This window comes from Chitinophaga fulva (assembly GCF_012927205.1).
GTDB lineage: Bacteria > Bacteroidota > Bacteroidia > Chitinophagales > Chitinophagaceae > Chitinophaga > Chitinophaga fulva.
Map to the genome: position 1 here is coordinate 1,794,558 of NZ_JABBGC010000001.1, position 20,567 is coordinate 1,815,124.

At 48.9% G+C, this 20,567-nt stretch carries 13 protein-coding genes; 3 read left to right on the plus strand and 10 right to left on the minus strand.

What is annotated here, in order from left to right; all coding sequences use genetic code 11:
- The first annotated feature begins 75 nt into the window (after positions 1-75).
- From HHL17_RS07550 to HHL17_RS07560, 3 genes are all read left to right on the plus strand, one after another.
- Positions 76-1,626, plus strand: coding sequence for an OmpA family protein (locus HHL17_RS07550; RefSeq protein ID WP_169224134.1), 1,551 nt, complete (start codon positions 76-78; stop codon positions 1,624-1,626).
- A 168-nt stretch (positions 1,627-1,794) separates the two neighbouring features.
- Complete coding sequence (locus HHL17_RS07555; RefSeq protein ID WP_169224135.1) at positions 1,795-3,750, plus strand: KUP/HAK/KT family potassium transporter; 1,956 nt, start codon at positions 1,795-1,797, stop codon at positions 3,748-3,750.
- 154 nt (positions 3,751-3,904) lie between these two features.
- Positions 3,905-5,662: a DUF4091 domain-containing protein gene (locus HHL17_RS07560; protein ID WP_169224136.1), complete on the plus strand. Its 1,758-nt coding sequence runs from the start codon at positions 3,905-3,907 to the stop codon at positions 5,660-5,662.
- Positions 5,663-5,750: 88 nt separating this feature from the next.
- Here the strand turns inward: HHL17_RS07560 and ftsZ are convergent, their stop codons facing one another.
- The 10 genes from ftsZ to HHL17_RS07610 all read right to left on the minus strand — a co-directional run bounded on the left by ftsZ (position 5,751) and on the right by HHL17_RS07610 (position 20,400).
- Entirely contained in the window at positions 5,751-7,619 is a 1,869-nt protein-coding gene (gene ftsZ / locus HHL17_RS07565) for a cell division protein FtsZ (protein ID WP_169224137.1), read from the minus strand.
- 172 nt (positions 7,620-7,791) lie between these two features.
- Positions 7,792-9,195, minus strand: a complete 1,404-nt coding sequence (gene ftsA / locus HHL17_RS07570; RefSeq protein WP_169224138.1) for a cell division protein FtsA — start codon at positions 9,193-9,195, stop codon at positions 7,792-7,794.
- Entirely contained in the window at positions 9,192-10,304 is a 1,113-nt protein-coding gene (locus tag HHL17_RS07575) for a cell division protein FtsQ/DivIB (RefSeq protein ID WP_169224139.1), read from the minus strand. The genes ftsA and HHL17_RS07575 overlap by 4 nt, the downstream gene beginning before the upstream one ends.
- 13 nt (positions 10,305-10,317) lie before the next feature.
- Positions 10,318-11,667, minus strand: coding sequence for a UDP-N-acetylmuramate--L-alanine ligase (gene murC / locus HHL17_RS07580; RefSeq protein ID WP_169224140.1), 1,350 nt, complete (start codon positions 11,665-11,667; stop codon positions 10,318-10,320).
- Between the two features lie 28 nt (positions 11,668-11,695).
- Positions 11,696-12,787 carry an undecaprenyldiphospho-muramoylpentapeptide beta-N-acetylglucosaminyltransferase gene (gene murG, locus HHL17_RS07585; RefSeq protein ID WP_169224141.1) on the minus strand — a complete coding sequence of 364 codons (1,092 nt, stop codon included), beginning with the start codon at positions 12,785-12,787 and terminating at the stop codon, positions 11,696-11,698.
- A 47-nt stretch (positions 12,788-12,834) separates the two neighbouring features.
- A complete protein-coding gene (locus tag HHL17_RS07590; protein WP_169224142.1) occupies positions 12,835-14,034 on the minus strand; it encodes an FtsW/RodA/SpoVE family cell cycle protein in 1,200 nt (399 codons plus the stop codon).
- Between the two features lie 63 nt (positions 14,035-14,097).
- On the minus strand, positions 14,098-15,438 hold the full coding sequence (murD, locus tag HHL17_RS07595) for a UDP-N-acetylmuramoyl-L-alanine--D-glutamate ligase (RefSeq protein ID WP_169224143.1): 1,341 nt from the start codon (positions 15,436-15,438) through the stop codon (positions 14,098-14,100).
- A 38-nt stretch (positions 15,439-15,476) separates the two neighbouring features.
- Positions 15,477-16,736 (minus strand): phospho-N-acetylmuramoyl-pentapeptide-transferase, encoded by a 1,260-nt coding sequence (gene mraY / locus HHL17_RS07600; protein ID WP_169224144.1) that lies wholly within the window; start codon positions 16,734-16,736, stop codon positions 15,477-15,479.
- Between the two features lie 91 nt (positions 16,737-16,827).
- The gene (locus tag HHL17_RS07605) at positions 16,828-18,294 is read right to left on the minus strand and encodes a UDP-N-acetylmuramoyl-L-alanyl-D-glutamate--2,6-diaminopimelate ligase (protein WP_169224145.1); all 1,467 of its coding nucleotides are present in this window, start codon (positions 18,292-18,294) and stop codon (positions 16,828-16,830) included.
- Complete coding sequence (locus tag HHL17_RS07610; RefSeq protein ID WP_169224146.1) at positions 18,295-20,400, minus strand: penicillin-binding protein; 2,106 nt, start codon at positions 20,398-20,400, stop codon at positions 18,295-18,297. It lies immediately after the preceding gene.
- Positions 20,401-20,567: the final 167 nt, after the last annotated feature.

Below are 20,567 nucleotides of genomic sequence, written 5' to 3' on the forward strand. Positions count from 1 at the left end.
TTATGATATTTACCTTTGCTAGGTAAAAAACGGGTTATTAGTAAATTTTTAACAGTTTTTAAATAAAACACAATTATGGCAAGCAAAAAGTACTTATTACTGGCAGGCGCTGTGGGGTTACTAACAGCATCTACCGGTTTTGCACAGGTTCAACCAACCGGCTATGATGCACTGGATTCTTCCAAAGTGTCAGGCAAGCGGTTGGTACAACAAAATAACTTCCTGAACCATCAATCTAATTTCCCTGGTAAACCAAGGGATATGTGGGAACTTGGTCTTTCTGGCGGTTTACACCTGATCAGCGGAACCGTTCCGCCTCAGCCTGGTTTCGGTGGTGGTATCTCCCTGAGAAAAGCACTGGGTCATACCTTCTCCATTAGAGCTGAGTACATCGGTTCTATCGACAAAGGCCAGGATTACAAACTGCGTCCTGCAATCGCAGCCGCTGGTAACCCTTGGGCAGCTACCGCAGCTAGAAACGGCGGTATGATCGTTCCTAACTACCGTTCTCAGAACCATCAGCTGTCTTTGGACATGATCGCTTCTCTGAGCAACATCCTGTTCTACAGAGCAGAGCCTAAAATCAACTGGTACGTACTGGCTGGTTACTCTATCGTAGCTGCTGACGTAGACGTTGACGCACTGGATGGTAACGGTAACGGTTATGACTACTCTGGCATCAACTTCGGTGCTAAACGTAGCGACATCAGAAAACAACTGAACAACCTGAGAGATAAGAAGTATGAGCAAAATGCTCCTTCTCAGGGTAACAGAATCTCTATCGGTCGTAACAACGACAACCAGCTGATTCGTCACGCGCTGGATCTCGGTACCGGTATTGCTTTCAAAGTTTCCAAACGTTTCAACATCGGTGTTGAAGAGAAAGTAACAATGCCTTTTGACGCTTACCTGGATGGTTATCCTGGTCCTGGCGGTTCTTCAAAAGACTTCTACTCTTACACCAGCCTGCGTTTGAACTTCAACCTGGGTAACGCTTCTAAACGCGTACAGCCGCTCTGGTGGATCAACCCGCTGGAATACGCTTACAGCGAGCTGAGCAACCCTCGTCACATGAAACTGCCTACTCCTGTTCTGCCTGATGCTGACGGTGATGGCGTTACTGATCAGTTCGACCGCGAACCTAACACTCCTGCAGGTGCACCAGTTGATTCTCACGGTGTAGCTAAAGATACAGATGGTGACGGCGTTCCTGATTACAAAGACAAACAACTGATCACTCCGACTTACTGCCAGCCAGTTGACGCTGACGGTGTTGGTAAATGCCCAGATCCTGAATGCTGCAAGAACAAACCTGTTGAGGCTTCCTGCGCTACCCTGGTTCTGCCTAGCGTTTCCTTCAAAGGCGCTTCTACTAAAGTAGGTCGTGATCAAGAAGCTATCCTCGCTTCTGTTGCCTCTACCCTGAAAGCTAACCCTTCTTGCAACGTGCTGGTTACTGGCCACGCAGGTGCTAAAGGTAAAAAAGGTGGTGTTGACCTGAGCAGCCGTCGTGTTGACTCTGTGATCGACTACCTGGCTGACAAACAAGGCATCGACCGCGGTCGCTTCATCAAACAAAACACTCCTGGTGAATCCGGTACTGTTGACTTAGCTCCTGCTAACTAATCAGTTCCATCTCACTAAGATGAATAACTAAAAAAGCCTCTCCCGATCTAATGGGAGAGGCTTTTTTAATGCCAACCACCCCCAACCAACCTCTTCCTCTGTCACCTTTTTATTGCTGATCTCAATATTTACTCCTAATTTTGGAGGCTTTTTTAAAAATTTTTCTTCGTGGGCATAAACATTAACAGGGTTACCCTGGCAGGTTTAGTAGTAGCGCTGGGTATCATCTACGGCGACATCGGAACTTCTCCGCTCTATGTTTTTAAAGCCATTGTTGGCGGTAATCCCATCAGTGACCTTCTCGTTATCGGCGGTATCTCCTGTATCATCTGGACACTGACCTTACAAACCACCGTTAAATACGTTATTCTTACCCTCCGGGCAGATAATAAAGGTGAAGGAGGTATCTTCTCCCTGTATGCCCTTGTCAGACGACATGCCAAATGGACGGTAATTTTTGGCATGATTGGCGGCGCTGCCCTCCTGGCAGATGGGATCATCACTCCACCTATCACTGTTACCTCCGCTATTGAAGGTCTTCGTACCCTCGAAGTATTTAAAGACCTGAGCCAGCTGACGATCGTAAAAATAGTATTGACCATCATCACCGGCCTGTTTATCATGCAACAGTTCGGGACCGTGTCTATCGGCCGCATGTTCGGCCCTATCATGGTGCTATGGTTCTCTATGCTGGGTATCCTCGGCATTTCCCATATTACAGACGATTTGAGCATTCTCCGGGCCTTCAGTCCGCATTATGCCATCGAATTGCTCACCACCTACCCGAAAGGATTCCTGATCCTGGGCGCCGTATTCCTCTGTACCACCGGGGCCGAAGCGCTCTATTCAGACCTGGGGCACTGCGGCCGGGGAAACATACGCATGTCCTGGATCTTCGTGAAATCCTGCCTGGTACTGAACTACCTCGGTCAGGGCGCATGGCTCCTCAGCCAGAAAGGCCAAATCCTGCCTAAAGACCAGAACCCGTTCTTTATGATCATGCCGGAATGGTTTATCATCTTCGGGGTACTGATCGCTACACTGGCCTCTATTATTGCCAGCCAGGCACTCATATCCGGCTCCTTTACCCTCATCTCGGAAGCCATGCGGCTCAACCTCTGGCCTAAAATGCGGGTAAACTATCCCACTGAAATGCGTGGACAGCTCTATATCCCTGGTATCAATACCATGCTTTTTGTAGGCTGCGCGGCCATCGTGATCCTTTTCCAGGAATCTTCCCATATGGAAGCGGCCTACGGGTTGTCTATCACCATCTGTATGCTGATGACCTCCTGCCTGTTTGCCTTCTATCTCTATACGCGAAGGGTCTGGACAGGCTGGATATTATTATATCTCGTCGTATACCTTTCTATCGAATTCTCGTTCCTGTTTGCCAACCTGGTGAAGTTTATGCATGGCGGTTATGTTACCGTGGTAATGGCAGGGGGACTCTTCCTCGTCATGATCGTATGGTTCAAGTCCCGCAAGATCAAAAACCGCTACGTGGAATTTGTACGGCTGGAAGATTATCTGCCTATTATCCAGGAACTCAGCAACGACACTTCTATTCCCAAATATGCCACACACCTGGTGTATATGAGCAGTGCCGACAATCCCAAAGAGATAGAGCACAAAATCATCTACTCCATCCTCAATAAAAAGCCCAAAAGAGCCGATATATACTGGTTTGTACACGTTGATGTGGTAGATGAGCCGTATCTCAGTGAATACTCCGTGCAAACCATTATTCCTAACGAAGTTATCCGGGTGGAATTCAGACTGGGCTTTAAAGTGGAACAAAGGATCAACCTGATGTTCAGAATGGTGGTGGAAGACATGGTGAGAAACAAGGAAGTGAACATCACCAGTCGTTACGAATCTCTCAGCAAAAACAATGTGGTCGGTGATTTCCAGTTTATTGTCATGGAAAAATTCCTTTCCCACGATAATGATCTGCCGTTATATGAAAGAATGGTAATGAAGATGTACTTCTTCCTGAAAAAAATCAGCCTGTCTGAAGAAAGAGGCTTCGGACTGGATTCCAGTTATGTGACCATCGAGAAGTACCCGCTGGTAGTGGCTCCGGTCACCAACCTGCAATTAAAACGCATTATTCACCACTAATCATTTGGGAATTTTGATATTTTGATATTTGGATATTTATGACTCGAAAATCCCGGTTTTTTTTAAGATCTTGGAAGTCATGGATTTTGTACTGGGTTTGGGTTAGTAAACAAAATAACCAAATCTCTAAATATCAAAATTTCTAAATTATTGTATGGTGAACAAATTTTTTGGCGTGCTGGTATTACTGGCATTGCAACAAAACGTATGGGCCCAAAGCGGTCCGGCCGGCGATTATCAGGAGAAGCCTGATCCCAGACCGGTCAACAAAGCTTCCTGGGAAGCTATAAAGGGCGACCAGCTCCACGTTGCCTTCGGTTCCACAGATATCCGTTATGAAAAAAGAAATGCACCTGAAGCGCAAAGCCTGGCATCCTCCTGGAACGCCAAAGCCTGGAAAGGTGAACGGATACATACCCAGTTCCTGATCTGGACCACCCGCCCGCTTAGTGGTGTTAGTATTACCACCAATGCGCTGCAGGGCAGCAAAGGGACTACCATCCCTGCCAGTGCGATCACCACGGGTTTTGTAAGATATGTCATGACCGACGAGCTGAATAAAGACGGCAGTGGTTGTGGTTACCGTAAACCGGAAAATTTTGATTCCTCCCTCGTAGCTGATGGCATTGACATTCAGCGTTCCAAAGACATTGCAGCCAACCAAACGCAGCCCGTGTGGCTGAGCATACAGGTACCTGCAGGCACTGCTCCCGGTGTGTACAAAGGCACCGTAAAAATCAATGCAGGCGGCACTATCAGCAGTCTGCCCTATGAAGTGGAAGTACTGAATCATACTTTGCCGGCGCCGAAGGACTGGAAGTTCCACCTGGACCTCTGGCAGAGCCCTGACGCCATAGCCCGCATGTATGGCGTAAAACCATGGAGCGACGCACATTTTAAAGCCATGACACCATATATGCAGATGCTGGCCAATGCAGGCCAGAAATGCATCACTGCCACACTCATTTATGACCCGTGGAATAGCCAAACGGAAGACGTGTATGGCAGCATGATAAAATGGACCAAAAAGAAAAACGGTACCTGGTCTTATGATTATACCATCTTTGACAAATGGGTGGAATACATGATGAGTATGGGTATTAAAAAGGAAATCAACTGTTACAGCATGATTCCCTGGAACCTGAAGTTCTATTATTATGACGAAGCGAAAGGTAAAGATACACTGCTGATCGCCAAGCCCGGTTCACCGGAGTATGCCGCACACTGGCAGCCTATGCTGAATGATTTTGTAAAACACCTGAAAGCCAAAGGTTGGTTCAATATCACCACCATCGCTATGGACGAGCGTCCTATGGCGGACATGCAACAGGCGCTGGCACTCATCCGCAAGGCTGATAAAGACTTTAAATTGTCATTGGCGGGCAGCTATCACGCACCGCTGGACAAGGATATTTATGACTTCTGTGTAGCCTCCAAGGAGCCATTTCCGGATGAAGTATTACAGGCAAGGCTGAAGAAAGGCTGGCCTACTACTTTCTATACCTGCTGTACAGAAGGTTTTCCTAACACATTTACTTTTTCGCCTCCGGCAGAAGCGGCCTTCATGGGCTGGCATGCTGCCTACAAAGGGTACACCGGTTATCTGCGCTGGGCTTACAACTGTTGGGTAAAAGCACCGTTACAGGATAGCCGTTTCCGTGCCTGGGCCGCAGGGGATACTTATTTCGTATATCCGGGACCGCGGTCATCTATCCGGTTTGAGCGACTGGTAGAAGGTGTACAGGACTATGAGAAAATACGGATCCTGCGGGAGGAATTCACGAGAGCCAATAACCGGGAGGGGGTGAGCAAACTGGAAAAGATGTTGTCACCGTTTGATATCAACGCTCCGAAAACTACGCCGGCTGGCGACTTGCTGAAGAAGGCGAAAGAGACGTTGAACACTTTATAAAAAGAAAAATCCTCCGGGGAACCGGAGGATTTTCTTTTAACACAACTAAAAAACAATCAAATGTCCGAATGGAATATCTCTATGTTCATCAATCGGGCTTCTTCCCATCTAAAAATGTATTGATAGTATTTATCTCAGTGTGATTGTTCTGGCCCGGATCGCTCACGGTGTAATTGGAATAGAAGTGTTCAGCTGAGCCGGCACCATTTTCCAGGGCTACATTGCGACGCAGGTAAGCCGGAACATTTTCAATTTCCGCGTTGTTGTCCATGTTCTTCACGTTGAAGCTGATGCTGCGCAGTTTAGCGACTCTCTCAGCCTGTTTACGTTTTTGTTCTTCCAGTTCTTCGTAGGAAGAGTGTTGCATGGGCACTTCCGGAGGCAGCGGATTGGTTGGTTGTTCTTCTTCCCTGTACACCATTTTCATTTCCGGAGGCGTAGGAGTGCTACCTGGCTCCACATAGATGTTAGCGGGGCGGTTCAGGTAACCACCTGCTGCGCCGCTGCCCTGTGGCTGTATAATATTCACATTAGGCTGCTGAACAGGCTGTTGCACATGTTGCGGTTGCACTTGTACGTGTGGCTGTTGTTGCTGCACGTGCTGCTGTGGCTGCGGGATGTGCTGTTGAACCGGCTGCTGTTGTATCGGTTGTTGCTGAACCGGTTGTTGTACCGGCAGTTGTTGTTCCGGTGCAGGTTGCGGTTGCTGGGCAGGGACTTGTTGTATGTTCAGTACATAGTTCTGCCGTGCAGGAGCAATGGGAGCCTGTTGCTGTTGCTGCGGAGGGGTGTACCCGGTAGCAGGTTCAGGATGGGAAACTACAGGTTCCATCAGGCGTGGAGCCATCAGGTCCTGTGGTTCCTGGAACAGGAGACCTTGTGACTGCTGGATGTTCATTTTTTTCTCATCACCGTCTTTACCCAGCTGCATCACGATTTTAGGTTCGGTGCGTTCCGGGGTGGAAGGGGCCATTTTCATCTGCTGGATAGGTTTCTGTTCAAAACCGGTAGCGATGATCGTAACACCCAGTTTGCGGTCCAGGGTTTGGTCGTAGCCCACACCGAGGATCACGTCGCAATCCTCGCCGGCCTGGCTTTGTACATAAGCCTGGATGATATCCATTTCATCGAGGGTGTGTTCAAATTCACCTTCGGAAGAAGAGATATTGATCAGTATCCATTTGGCGCCACGGATATCGTTATCGTTCAGCAACGGAGAAGTCAGTGCATCTTCGATAGCGCGTTGAGCACGGTTTTCACCTTCCGCGATAGAAGCGCCAAGGATGGCCACGCCACCGTTACGCATAACGGTGCATACATCGGCAAAGTCCACGTTGATCTGACCGGTGGAGTTGATCACATCGGTGATACATTTGGCAGCGGTAGCCAGTACGTTGTCCGCCTTTTCGAAAGCGGCCTTGAATTTCAGGTCGCCGAATTTCTGTCTTAATTTATCGTTGGAGATGATCAGCAGGGTATCTACGTACTCCTTCAGGCGTTGAACGCCTTCATCGGCCTGCAGCATTCTCTTTTTTCCTTCATAAGAAAACGGGGTGGTAACAATACCAACGGTCAGAATACCCAGTTCCTTACATATCCGCGCGATGATAGGAGCGCCACCGGTACCGGTGCCACCGCCCATACCGGCAGTGATGAAGGCCATTTTGGTATTCACCTCCAGTATTTTTTTGATTTCTTCAAAGGATTCTTCCGTCGCCTGCTTACCAATTTCCGGATTGGCGCCGGCACCAAGGCCCTGTGTGAGGTGTGGTCCCAACTGTATTTTGTTGGGCACAGGACTGTTGGCAATAGCCTGAGCATCAGTATTGCAGATAATAAAATTCACCCCTTCAATGCGCTGGCTATACATATGATTCACCGCATTACTTCCACCGCCACCAATGCCGATGACCTTGATGATAGAAGATTTTTCCTTAGGAAGATCAAAATGTATCATGACTCTATACTTTTATGGGTTAGTATGGATAATTAATAATGAACATGTTCGGTGTTATAAGCGTGTATTCTTTGCCGTTAATATGGTTCATTTGTCCTATCATTATTAATTATCGATCTTAATTCTTATATAATAAACGTTTGCAGTTCACAACAATTGCGCCATTTCACATTTACAGTTTTGCATCTTCTTCTTCTGTAAACATGTCAATGATCTTCGTTTTCATTTTATCCAGGAAATTCTTCAGGGAAGCATTCCTTTCTTTGGCTTTTCTGTCCTGTATTTCCTGAGTGGTGGGGCCTTCTTCCTCCCATTCTTCCTGTTGGGCTACCGACTGTGCGGCTTGTTCTTTCGCGAGGTAACTGGTATTAATTTTTATATAATTTTCTTCCAGTGATTTACGGTCATTTTCGAAATCGTTGTAGCCTTTGAGGATCAATCCTACGCAAGTCGCATACATGGGTTTGGTCAGCTCTTCATCGAACAGGCCGCTGGCCAGGTGTTCGTTGGGGAAACCGATGCGTGCGCTGGCGCCGGTAGTGTATTCTGTCAGCTGGATCAGGTGTTTCAGCTGGGAACCGCCACCGGTGAGGATAATACCACCATTCAGCATTTTATTGTCCATCCCGATTTGTTTGAGGTGATATACTACGAAATCGAGTATCTCACTCATACGGGCCTGGATAATATGTGCCAGGTTTTTAACGGAGATTTCTTTGGGGCTTTGTCCGCGTAAACCAGGGATCGTGATATAAGCGTTACTTTTAGCTTCATCGGCCAGTGCATAACCGAATTGTACTTTCATCTGTTCGGCCTGTGTTTTCAACACACCCAGACCGTTTTTGATATCATTGGTAATGTTTTCGCCACCATAGGGAATAACGGCAGTGTGTTTCAGGATGCCTTCGTAGAACACAGCCAGGTCGGTGGTACCACCACCAATGTCTACAATAGCTACTCCTGCTTCAAAATCCATATCGCACATCACTGCTGCGGCAGACGCCAGCGGCTGCAGCACGAGGTCACGAATTTTAAGGCCGGATTTCTCCACGCTGCGGTTAATGTTGCGGATGGCGTTTTTGTCGCCGGTGATGATATGGAAGTTTGCGCCCACCTTCACACCGGACATACCGATAGGATAGGTGATGTTCTGCAGACTGTCCACAATATATTGCTGTGGGATCACATCAATGATCTGATCACTTGCGGGAATGACTGTTTTATACTGATCGTTGATCAGCTGGTCAATATCTTTCTGGGATATTTCCGCTTCAACATCATTGCGGACAATATCACCACGGGTTTGCAAACTTTTGATATGATGACCGGCGATGCCGACATATACTTCATTGATTTCCAGATGGGGGCTGGAAGCATAACAGTTTTCCAGGGCTTGCCTGATCGCTTTAATAGTCTGGTCAATGTTCAGCACCATACCGTGCTGCACACCAAACGATGTAGCTTTACCGAATCCCAGGATTTCCAGTTTCCCGTATTCATTCTTCCGTCCTGCTATGGCAGCAATCTTCGTAGTTCCGATATCGAGACCTACAATGATGGGAGCTTCCTGATTCATGGCGTTGTTTGTTTTTTTGATGTGTTAACAGATTTATTCCCTGGCTTATACACTGCTTTAGGTTGTTGTTGCTTGGGCGGCGCCGCTTTCTGTGGTTTAGCTTTCTTCTCTGGCGCTTTTGCCGTCGCTTTGTTGTGGGCAGCTGCGGGTTTCGCCGCTGGTTTCGCTGCCGGTTTTATGACCGGTTTGGCGGTCACCGGTGTATGTTCCGGTGGTTTGACTGCCGTCGTTTTCTCTGCGCTGTCTTCGCTTTCAGCGATGGGCGCTTCGTCAGGCACAAACTGTTTGACCGAGTCTTTGGGTATCACCGGTTGTAACGGTGCTACACCATCCTTACGCGTACATACGACTTCATTCTCAAAAGCGATGTTGATCCGCGAATAATTATTCCAACCTACCTTATTCAGTCCTTCCTTGTAAAAAGCCAGCAGTTTGGTGAATTTTTTTTCAATATCGGCACCGTCACCGAAAGCGATCACCTGATCGCCCAGTTTGGGTATGAACTCAAACTTCCTGTCGGGCGTAACGATCAGCTGTTCTACCTGTGCCATCCAGAAAGGGTCTTTGCCGATAAAACGGCCCATGTCCACTATCTGGGCAGCCAACAGGCTGTCTGTCTGTTGCAGCTTGTCCGCATCTGTAGGGAAACCGGTAAATACCGGCACCCTGGCGGCGTAACGGGATGATACCGGTATACGCTCTGCTGCTTCGTCGAGATAAAAGCTGTTGCCCGAAAAGGTGAACACCCTTGCTACCGGTTCCCGTTGTGTTACTTTGATATGCAGTTCCTGTTTGCTGTTGAAATAGATCTCTGCATTTTTAACCCATGGGTCCTGGTCTACCACTGCTTCCAGTGTCCGGATGTTGATATCCCGGATCGGTTTGCCTACCGGGTTCAGTGCCTTGTCTTTAGTCAACAATGACCGGATATCCTTGGCTTCAATGAAAAAGTTATCGTCCTTCCCTTCAAACTTTATCTGAATGCCTTTACAGATACCAGATTCCTTGTCCTTATTGGCCGCTACCAGGAGGATAATAAAGCCGGTCACCGCCAGCACCCAAAGGAGCAGCGCGCCCAGTCTTTTTAATATCGTTGTGGTTTTAGCCAATGTTTTTTCTTATTTAGTGAAGCAGCTGACTGATCGGTCCTTTTAACTGGTCAATATCGCCTGCTCCGGCTGTTATTAATAACGGGACGGGTGTTTTCTTCAGCCAGTCCAGTACTTCTTCTTTTTGCATGATCTGCACCGGTACGGTGATCTTTGCTGCCAGAATCTCGCTGGTAACGCCTTCGATCGGCAGTTCCCTTGCAGGATAGATAGGCAGGAGGACCACTTCATCCGCCAGTGAAAGGCTTTCTGCGAAACCATCGGCCAGGTCACGGGTGCGGGTGAACAGGTGCGGCTGGAAGATCACGGTGCAGCGTCTGCCGGGGAACAATGCTTTCGCACTGGTGATCAGTGCGCGCAGCTCTTCCGGGTGATGGGCATAATCATCGATATACACCTGATGATCGTTCTTGATCACATATTCAAAGCGTCTTTTGATGCCTTTGAAACTTTCCACTGCCGCTCTGATCTTGTCCGCGCTGATGCCCAGCAAATGTGCCACGGTAATGGCTGCCACCACGTTTTCAACGTTGTGCATGCCCCCGATGTGCAACCGGATATTATCAATCATCCAGTCCTGCTGCATCACATCAAACTCATATCCACCGTTGATCATCCGTATGTTGGCAGCGTATGCATTGGCTGCGTCGTTTTGTAAACTGTACAGCAGTTTGTTGTCTGCTTTCAGTTCATTTCCGCGATGCAGGCCGAACTTAGCAATCAGCGTGCCATTGGGCTTTATATTGTGCGTATAAGTGATAAATGCTTCTTCCATGGCTTCCGGCGTGCCGTAAATATCCAGGTGGTCTGCATCCATGGCAGTCAGTATCGCGATATCCGGACTTAATTTCAGAAAAGAGCGGTCATATTCGTCAGCTTCAATCACCGCCACTTGTTTATCACTGCTCCAGAAATTTTTGTCGTAGTTAACGCTGATGCCACCCAGGAAAGCGTTGCAGCCATATCCACTGTCAGTGAGCAGGTGCGCGATCATGGTGGAAACGGTGGTCTTGCCATGTGTGCCCGCTACGGTGATGGCGAACAGTGACCTGGTGATTTCCTGTAGCACATCACTGCGTTTCACTACCTCAAAGCCATGGTCCCGGTACCATTTCAGTTCTTCATGGGTGGCGGGGATGGCCGGCGTATATACGACCAGGTTAGCCTTTTGGTCCAGTGCGTTGATATCGTCGGTATAATGGATCTGCATACCCTCTGCCTCCAGCTGCTTTGTCAGCGCTGTTGGGGTACGGTCATAACCGCTTACTGCCACTCCTTTCTCATTGAAGAAGCGGGCGATGGCGCTCATGCCGATACCGCCGATGCCGATGAAATAAACCCGTTGTATGTTGTTCAAATCCATATGAATCCTAAATCCCTAAATATCAAAATCAAAAAATATTTATCACTTCTTTGGCGATCACCATATCTGCGTTGGGATTACCCAGTTCGCCGATATTTTTCTCCAGTTGTTCCATCAATGCCCTGTTTTGCAGAAGACTGAACAACACGTTGGAGAGTTGTGCTCCTACCTCGTCGTTTTTGATCATCAGGCCTGCCTGTTTGTTCACCAGGTTCATGGCGTTGGAAGTCTGATGGTCTTCCGCTGCAAAAGGGTACGGCACAAAGATGACCGGTTTTTTCACGACGCAAAGCTCGGCGATGGCCAGTGCACCTGCGCGCGATAATACCACGTCTGCTGCTTTGTAGGCGAAGTCCATCACGTTGATGAACTCATGCACTTTGATATGGCTGCCGTATGGTGCAGCCGCAGCCTTAGCGGTTTCGTAGTAGGGTTTGCCGGTTTGCCAGATCAGCTGCAGGTCTTTCTGCACCAGCGTGGGCAGCAACGGCTGCAACGCTTCGTTGATCGATTTGGCGCCCAGGCTGCCGCCTACGGCGAAGATGGTTTGTTTCTGACTGCTCAGTCCAAAGTGTTGCAGGGCATCTTCTTTCGTGACAGCGGATTGGGTGATGTTGTTCCTGACAGGATTGCCGGTGAAAACAATCTTGTCTGCCGGAAAAAATTTGTCCATGCCATCATAAGCCACGCAGATCTTCTTTGCTTTTTTGCCCAGTATCTTGTTGGTTTTGCCTGCAAAAGAATTCTGTTCCTGTATGAGCGTCGGAATACCATTTTTCTGCGCCCTTCTCAGCATCGGGAAGCTGGCATAACCGCCAACGCCCACTACTGCATCCGGTTTGAATTCGGCGAGGATGTTTTTGGCCTGCCGGAGACTTTTCCAGATTTTGAAAGGCAGCAGTATGTTTTTAAAAATATTGCTGCGGTTAAAGCCTGCTATTTCCAATCCTTTGATGGGATAACCTGCCTGCGGTACTTTTTCCATTTCCATTTTACCGACGGCGCCCACAAAGAGGATGTCAATATCCGGCTGGATTTTCTTCAACGCATTGGCAATCGCTATCGCCGGGAAGATATGTCCTCCCGTGCCTCCACCTGCTATAATCACTTTGCGTTGCATGTTCTTCAGTTACGATTGATAGTCTGTTCTGTTTATATAAATACGCTTTAAGCTACTGCTGCGTTTTCTGCGTTAGCAGCCATTACGCGTTCGAGTCTTTCTTTTTCTGCCTGTTTACCTTCCATTTCTTCCACATTGCGGGCCACGCTCAGGATAATACCGATGGCCATGCTGGTGAAGAGTACGGAAGAACCACCCATGCTGACCAGCGGGAGTGGCAACCCTGTTACGGGAAACAGCTGTACGTTTACCGCCATGTTGGTCAACGCCTGTATCACCAGTGTTACGCTAAGCCCCAGTGCCAGGAAGGCGCCGAAGGCATACGGGCATTTTTTGTAAATCCGGATGCAGCGCAACAGCAGCAACATATAAGCTGCTAATATCAGGAACGCGCCCATCAGTCCATATTCTTCGATGATAGTAGCGTAGATATAGTCGGAGTAGGCGTGTGGCAAAAAGTTACGTTGTGTACTGTTGCCCGGGCCTTTTCCAAGTACGCCGCCACCTGCAATGGCGATGTTGGCCTGTTGTACCTGATAGGGCACTTCGGTATGGTCATCATTCATGAAGCTGTCCAACCGCTTTTCCCAGGTTTTGGTACGCATCTCCATCCCGGAGATTTTAGCGATGGCAAACATCAGCACGATAGCCAGTGCACCTGCGGCCACCATTCCGGCGAGGAACCTCACCGGCACCCTGCCAATGAAACAGAGCAGCATACAGCTGGCCATTAACAGCAAAGCCGTGCTCATATTGGCCGGCATGATGAGTACGCAGATAATGCCTACTGGTATGATGATGGGCAGAAACCCTTTCTTAAAATCGTTGATCACATGCTGCCTTCTGGACAACTGCCGGCTGACATACATGAAGATGGCCAGTTTGGCGACGTCCGATGTCTGGAAGGTCAGATTGATGATCGGTAGCCGTATCCATCTGCTGGCGTCGTTGATATGCGAACCGAATGCCAGCGTATAAATCAGCAGCGGTATCGATATCAGGAAGCCTACCTGCGCCACCCGCGAATAAATGGTATAGTTCACCCGGTGTGCAAAGTAGATGATCACCAGTCCCATTCCCAGTACAACGAGCTGCTTCAGGAGATAATACTCCGTGTGGCCGCCCCGTTCGCGATAGGCGAGTGAGCCGGTTGCGCTATATACGGCCAGCAGGCTCACCAGCGATAGAAAAATTACTATCGTCCAGATGACCTTATCGCCTTTTGTTCTATAGAGCAATCCGTTCATATTGTTAATAATTTCGTTTGATCGTTTCCGTTATTCAACCCTTTTTACCAGCAACCCCGGTGTTTACAATGCTTTCACCGCTTCTTTGAATTTCCGGCCCCTGTCTTCATAATTTTTAAACAGGTCGAAACTGGCGCAGGCGGGGGAAAGCATTACCACATCGCCTTTAGTGGCTTGTGCAAAGGCTTCGCGTACCGCGTCCATCATACTGGAAGTGCTGATCATAACGGGCGTATCTTTTGATAACGCATCAATGATCGGTGTGTTGTCCACTCCCATGCAAATAATGGCTTTTACTTTTTCTTTGACCAGGTCGCGGATAGCGGAGTAATCGTTGCCTTTGTCCACACCGCCCATGATCAGGACGATGGGTTTTTCGATGCTTTCGAGGGCAAACCATACGGAATTCACATTGGTAGCTTTGCTATCATTGATAAAATCCACGCCTTTCACAGTGGTCACATATTCCATCCGGTGTTCGAGGCTTTTGAAGGAAGCCAGGCTTTCGCGGATTTTTTCCTTTCTAATATCCATGGTTCTGCCTGCAATTGCTGCTGCCATCGAATTATACAGATTGTGTTTCCCTTTTAGCGCCAGGTCATACATTGACATGATGACCGGCTCTCCGTCAACCAGTATTTGCAACTGCTCGTTGGCGATAGAACCGCCTTCTTTCAGTGGTTTCATGATGGTAAAAGGTATTAATGTTGAATAAATGGGTTGCTGCGCCAAATGCTGCATGATCTCCGGATCGTCCATACAATAAACGAAAGCGTCTTCTTTTGTCTGGTTCATCGCGATCCTGAACTTGGAGGCTACATAATTTTCCATTTTGTAGTCGTACCGGTCCAGGTGATCAGGCGTAATGTTGAGCAGGATAGCTACGTTGGGTTTGAATTCCACGATGTCATCCAGCTGAAAGCTGCTGATTTCAATCACATAATACTCCGCTGGTGCGGTTGCCACCTGTCTGGCATAGCTAACGCCAATGTTGCCGACCATGGCCACGTCCAGTCCTGCCGTTTTAAAAATATGGTAGGTGAGGGCGGTGGTGGTGCTTTTGCCGTTGCTGCCGGTGATGGCAATAATCTTTTTACCTTTTGAAAAACGGTAGGCCAGTTCAATTTCGGAGATGACAGATACACCTTTTTCGCGTACTTTTTTCATCAGCTCTGTTTTTTCAGGGATACCCGGACTTTTGACGATCTCGTCTGCTCCCAGTATCACATCCCATGAGTGATGGCCTTCTTCGAAAGGAATATGGTTTACCGCCAGTTCCTGTTTATAGTTGTCTTTGATAGTGCCGCCTTCGGACACAAAAACATCATACCCTTGCTGTTTTCCCAGCAAAGCTGCTCCAATCCCGCTTTCTCCTGCTCCTAATATGATGAGTTTATGCGCCATTTTCGTATATACTTCTTTGTTAGTTTTTTATGTTTTAATTATCTCATTTTCAGTGTCGCGATCGTAAATACCACGCACATGATGGTGATGATCCAGAAGCGTACGGATATTTTACTTTCGTGATAGCCGAGTTTCTGATAGTGGTGGTGGAGGGGCGACATTTTCAGGATACGCCGGCCTTCACCGTATTTTTTCTTGGTGTATTTGAAGTAAGACACCTGCAGCATCACTGACAGGAGCTCTACGAGGAATACACCACAGAAGATGGGGATCAGCAGCTCTTTCCGCACAATAAATGCCAGTGCCGCAATGATACCACCCAGTGCCAGGCTGCCGGTATCGCCCATGAATACCTGCGCGGGGTAAGCGTTGTACCAGAGGAAGCCCACACATGCGCCTACAAAGGCAGCGATGAAGATGGACAGTTCACCCAGGTTGGGGATGTACATGATATTGAGGTACTCCGCAAACTGAATGTTGCCTGATACATAAGCAAAAATGCCGAGACATATTCCTATGATACCCGACACCCCCGTGGCTAGCCCGTCTAATCCGTCCGTTATGTTTGCGCCGTTGGATACGGCGGTGATGATAAAGATGACGATCAGGATATAGACGATGAACGTGTATTTTTCTGCGCCGGGGATCCAGGAAATCAGCTTGGCGTAGTTGAATTCGTGGTTCTTAACGAACGGGATGGTGGTGATGGGTGTTTTCACATCCGCAAACCGTTGACCGTCGCGGGTCACTCTTTCAGGGTGATTGCTGAGGCGTCTTTCATAGGGCGCCAGTTTCTGTGTGCCCATCAGCTCACGGGATACCACCACATCGTTATTAAAATACAGGGTGGTGCCTACGATGAGGCCCAGTCCTATTTGTCCGAGTATTTTGAAGCGGCCTGCCAGCCCTTCTTTGTTCTTTTTGAATACTTTGATATAGTCGTCCACGAAACCGATGAGGCCTAACCATACAGTACAAAGCAGTACCAGCCAGATATACACATTGGCTACCTGTGCAAACAGGAGGGTGGGGATGATGATGGCCGCGAGGATGATGAGGCCGCCCATAGTAGGAGTGCCCTTCTTGGTGTTTTCACCCTGAAGGCCCAGCTCACGGATCGTTTCACCGATTTGTTTACGCTGCAGGAATCTGATGATACGTTTACCCAATAACAGGGAGATGACCAGCGACAGCAACAGGGCCATCGTTACCCGGAAGGTGATAAATTGGAACATACCACCACCCATGATGCTGATCTTAAATTCTGTTTTCAGGTAATTTAAAAAATAATATAACATATGTTTTAGTCGGAGCCTCCCCCTCCGCCTCATTCGGATGGGTGGCTTTTAAGTCATTGAGTTATTAAGTATTAGTTTCGTTCCGTTAAAATTATTTGTCGAGCAGCCTCATTACTTCTTCCAGCACTTGTTTATCATCGAAGGGATGTTTCACCCCTTTGATTTCCTGGTATTTCTCGTGTCCTTTTCCGGCCACGAGGATGATGTCTTCTTTTCCGGCGAGGGTCACTGCTGTTTTAATAGCTTCCCTGCGATCGGTAATGGAGATCACCCGTTTTTTCAGGTGTACCGGTACGCCTGCTTCCATTTCGCGGATAATCGCCTCCGGATCTTCGGAGCGGGGATTATCAGAAGTGAAGATCACCCGGTCGCTGCCGTCCGTTGCCACTGCAGCCATGACAGGCCTTTTGGCCGTATCGCGGTCGCCGCCGCAGCCTACCACTGTGATCACCTGTTCATGTCCTTTGCGCAGGTTTTTGATGGTGGCCAGTACGTTTTTCAGGGCATCGGGCGTATGGGCGTAGTCCACAATAGCGATGATCTGGTCGTGTGCAGACACGATATACTCGAAGCGGCCTTCCGCACCCTGGATATTACTAAGGGCGCGCAGCACCGTGGCTTTGTCCTGTCCCAGCAATATAGCTGCACCGTATACTGCCAGCAGGTTGTAGGCGTTAAACTCACCGATCAGGCGGAAGTGCACTTCCGTGTCGCCCACTTGCATGATCAGTCCGGTGAGGTTGTTTTCCAGGATTTTTCCTTTGAAATCAGCCAGTGTACGCAGACTATAAGTGGCTTTGCGGGCTTTGGTGTTTTGCAGCATCACCATGCCTCTTTTATCATCGAGGTTGGTGAGGGCAAAAGCCGTAGCCGGCAGGTTGTCAAAGAACGATTTTTTGACCCGGATGTATTCATCAAATGTTTTGTGATAATCCAGGTGGTCGTGGGTGATATTACTGAAGATGCCTCCGGCGAATTTCAGTCCGGCTACCCGTTGTTGATGGATAGCGTGGGAGCTTACTTCCATGAAGGCGTACAAACATCCTTCTTCTACCATCCGGGCCAGCAGCGCATTGAGGTTGATGGGGTCCGGAGTGGTGTGGGTAGACGGTATCACGGTATCGCCTATCTGATTTTGCACGGTGGACAGTAATCCGCAGTGATAGCCCAGCTGAGAGAACAAACGGAACAGGATGGTGGCGATGGTTGTTTTTCCGTTGGTACCGGTAACGCCTACCAGCTGCAGTTTGTGGGAAGGGTTATCATAGAAGTTGCCTGCTATGACACCGCTTGCCTGGGCGCTGTTGTCCACCTGTACATAGGTGACAGTGTCCAGCAGTACCTCCGGCATGGTTTCACAGATAATGGCGGCTGCTCCCTGTGCGATGGCTTTATCAATGTATTGATGGCCATCGGTGTGTACTCCTTTCACGGCAATGAAGGCATCGCCGGGCCCTACGGACCTGGAATCAATAGCAGGGGCGTTCACGGAGATGTCTGTATTTCCGTGTACGGCCCTGATGCCTACATTGTATAATATGTCGCGCAGCGTCTTCATCTAGCTCAGTTCTATTACGATCGTTTGTTCGTTTCCTATTTTGGTGCCACCGGGGAGTGATTGTGTTTTCACTTTACCGGCGCCTTTTACGACAACGCGCAGTCCTGCGTTTTCGAGCAGGTACAGCGCATCTTTGAGTCCCATTCCCGTAACATTGGGCACGGCGCCTTTCGCCTGGCTGAGCTGCTGGAAGCTGACCTTCCGGTTGCTCACGCTGGGGCTTACCCAGCTGTTGTTGGCGATGGTGCCGTTGATGGGCATTTGCAGGGTTTTAAGTATCTGTTTCCATTCACCGCCTTTTCCGTTTTTCAGGGCCAGGAGGGTGTCCAGTTGTACGTTTGCCTGCATTGGTTTCTGTTTTTCCACAGCGATGGCATAGAGTTTATCAGCCACCTCGCGGAACACAGGTCCTGCCACGTTAGCGCCATAAAAGCGCAGGGCGTGCGGTTTATTTCTGATCACCACTACACAGGTATACTGTGGGTCATTAGCGGGGAAGTACCCTGCAAATGAGGATTGGTAGATCTTATCGGCATAACCGCGGTTGCCGTTCGCCACCAGGGCGGTACCGGTTTTAGCTGCGAAGCTGTAATAGGGGTTGGCCAGTTTTCTGGCGGTGCCGTCTATTGCCACTCCTTCGAGCATGGACTGTACCTGCTTCAGGGTACTGTTGGTGCAGATGCTGTCCAGCAGTACGGTAGGCTCAAACTGTTTAACTACCTGGCCATATTCCTGTATAGAATTGACGAGGTAGGGTTTCATCATTTTACCGTTGTTGGCCACTGCATTGTACAGCATACATGTTTGCAGCGGGCTTACCAGCACTTCATACCCGAAAGCCATCCAGGGTAGTGAGGTGTTGCTCCATGTTTTGGAGCTGGTGGTTTTAACCACCGGATGGCCTTCCCCCACCAGGTCGATGCCCGTGTTCTGGTCCATCCTGAGTTTTTTCAGGTTTGCCACGAACTTGTTGGGCTGTCTGCCATAATGTTGGACGGCCAGTTTAGCCATTGCCACATTGGAGCTGAGCTCAAATGCGTGTTTGATGGTCACGTTCTGGGGGCCGGGATGCGGTTCGGAGTCGAATACCGTTCTGCGCCCTACCTGCCAGCGTCCGCCGTCCATGTTGACCATCGTGTTCATGGTGGCGTATTTATCTTCCAGCACAGAGATGACGGTGGCCAGTTTAAAAGTGGAACCTGGTTCGCCTACCTGCAGTGCATAGTTCATATCTTCCCAGTAGCTGCCATCTGTTTGTCTGCCCAGATTGGCGATTGCTTTGATTTTTCCTGTTTTTACTTCCATCAGGATACAGGTACCGTGGACTGCTTCATTTTGCACCATCATGTTCATGAGGGCTGTTTCCACGATGTCCTGCATGTTTACGTCGAGGGTGGTGACCACATCGCGGCCGTTTTCCGGTTCGATGTCATATCCTTCCACGGGGACGTATGTACCACCGGCGATGCGGCGCATGAGCCTTTTACCGGTCACCCCTTTCAGGTATTCGTTATAGGTCCTTTCCAGGCCTACGCTTTGCGAGTTTTCGCGGGGCAGGCCGATTGTTCTGTTGGCCAGCAGTTTAAAGGGGTTGATGCGTTTGCTTTTGCTTTCCGCGATCATGCCGCCTTTGTTTTTGCCGAGCCGGAACATCGGGAAGGCGCGCATTTGCTGGTACTGGTTAAAGGGCACGTTTCTTTTCAGGAGAAAATAGCGGTCCTTTGATTTGTAACCTTCCTGCAGCATTTGTGCATAGCCTGCCTTGCTGCGGTCGCCGAACATCTGGGAGAGGCTGAGGGAAAGAGAGTCGAGATTTTCCCGGAACACTTTCCCTTTTTTGTCCCGCAGGCCGTCGGCTGCGAAGTCTATCCGTATATCAAAATACGGGATGGAGGTAGACAGCATTCTGCCTTCCTCCGAATAGATGGTGCCTCTTTCCGCGTCGAGGGCTACGTAGCCGGTGTGCAGACTATCAGCCATATTGCGCCAGTAGCTGCCTTTCACGTTTTGGATGTAAAAGACCTTGACCAGGATGGCGACACCGAAGAGCGCCATGCCGATCAGGCAGAGATACACACGCCACAATATGTCTTTTTTTACGTCCACGTTCCGGCTGTTTAGCTTTAAGCTTTTTAGCGGATAACTTCCAGGGTTTTAGTTGCCGGGAAAGCGACTAAGGCTAAAAGCTAAAGGCCAAGAGCTATAAAAAGATACCTGACGCTGGCTGCTATTTATATGAGATGCTTGCCATTTGTTTTTACCAGCATCCCCGT

Excerpts from the sequence above, each read along its gene's own strand:
- ftsA (WP_169224138.1), bottom strand. The coding sequence starts at position 9,195 with ATGAATCAGGAAGCTCCCATCATTGTAGGTCTCGATATCGGAACTACG.
- HHL17_RS07560 (WP_169224136.1), top strand. The coding sequence starts at position 3,905 with ATGGTGAACAAATTTTTTGGCGTGCTGGTATTACTGGCATTGCAACAA.
- murD (WP_169224143.1), bottom strand. The coding sequence starts at position 15,438 with ATGGCGCATAAACTCATCATATTAGGAGCAGGAGAAAGCGGGATTGGA.
- HHL17_RS07550 (WP_169224134.1), top strand. The coding sequence starts at position 76 with ATGGCAAGCAAAAAGTACTTATTACTGGCAGGCGCTGTGGGGTTACTA.
- mraY (WP_169224144.1), bottom strand. The coding sequence starts at position 16,736 with ATGTTATATTATTTTTTAAATTACCTGAAAACAGAATTTAAGATCAGC.
- murC (WP_169224140.1), bottom strand. The coding sequence starts at position 11,667 with ATGGATTTGAACAACATACAACGGGTTTATTTCATCGGCATCGGCGGT.
- ftsZ (WP_169224137.1), bottom strand. The coding sequence starts at position 7,619 with ATGATACATTTTGATCTTCCTAAGGAAAAATCTTCTATCATCAAGGTC.
- HHL17_RS07590 (WP_169224142.1), bottom strand. The coding sequence starts at position 14,034 with ATGAACGGATTGCTCTATAGAACAAAAGGCGATAAGGTCATCTGGACG.
- murG (WP_169224141.1), bottom strand. The coding sequence starts at position 12,787 with ATGCAACGCAAAGTGATTATAGCAGGTGGAGGCACGGGAGGACATATC.
- HHL17_RS07605 (WP_169224145.1), bottom strand. The coding sequence starts at position 18,294 with ATGAAGACGCTGCGCGACATATTATACAATGTAGGCATCAGGGCCGTA.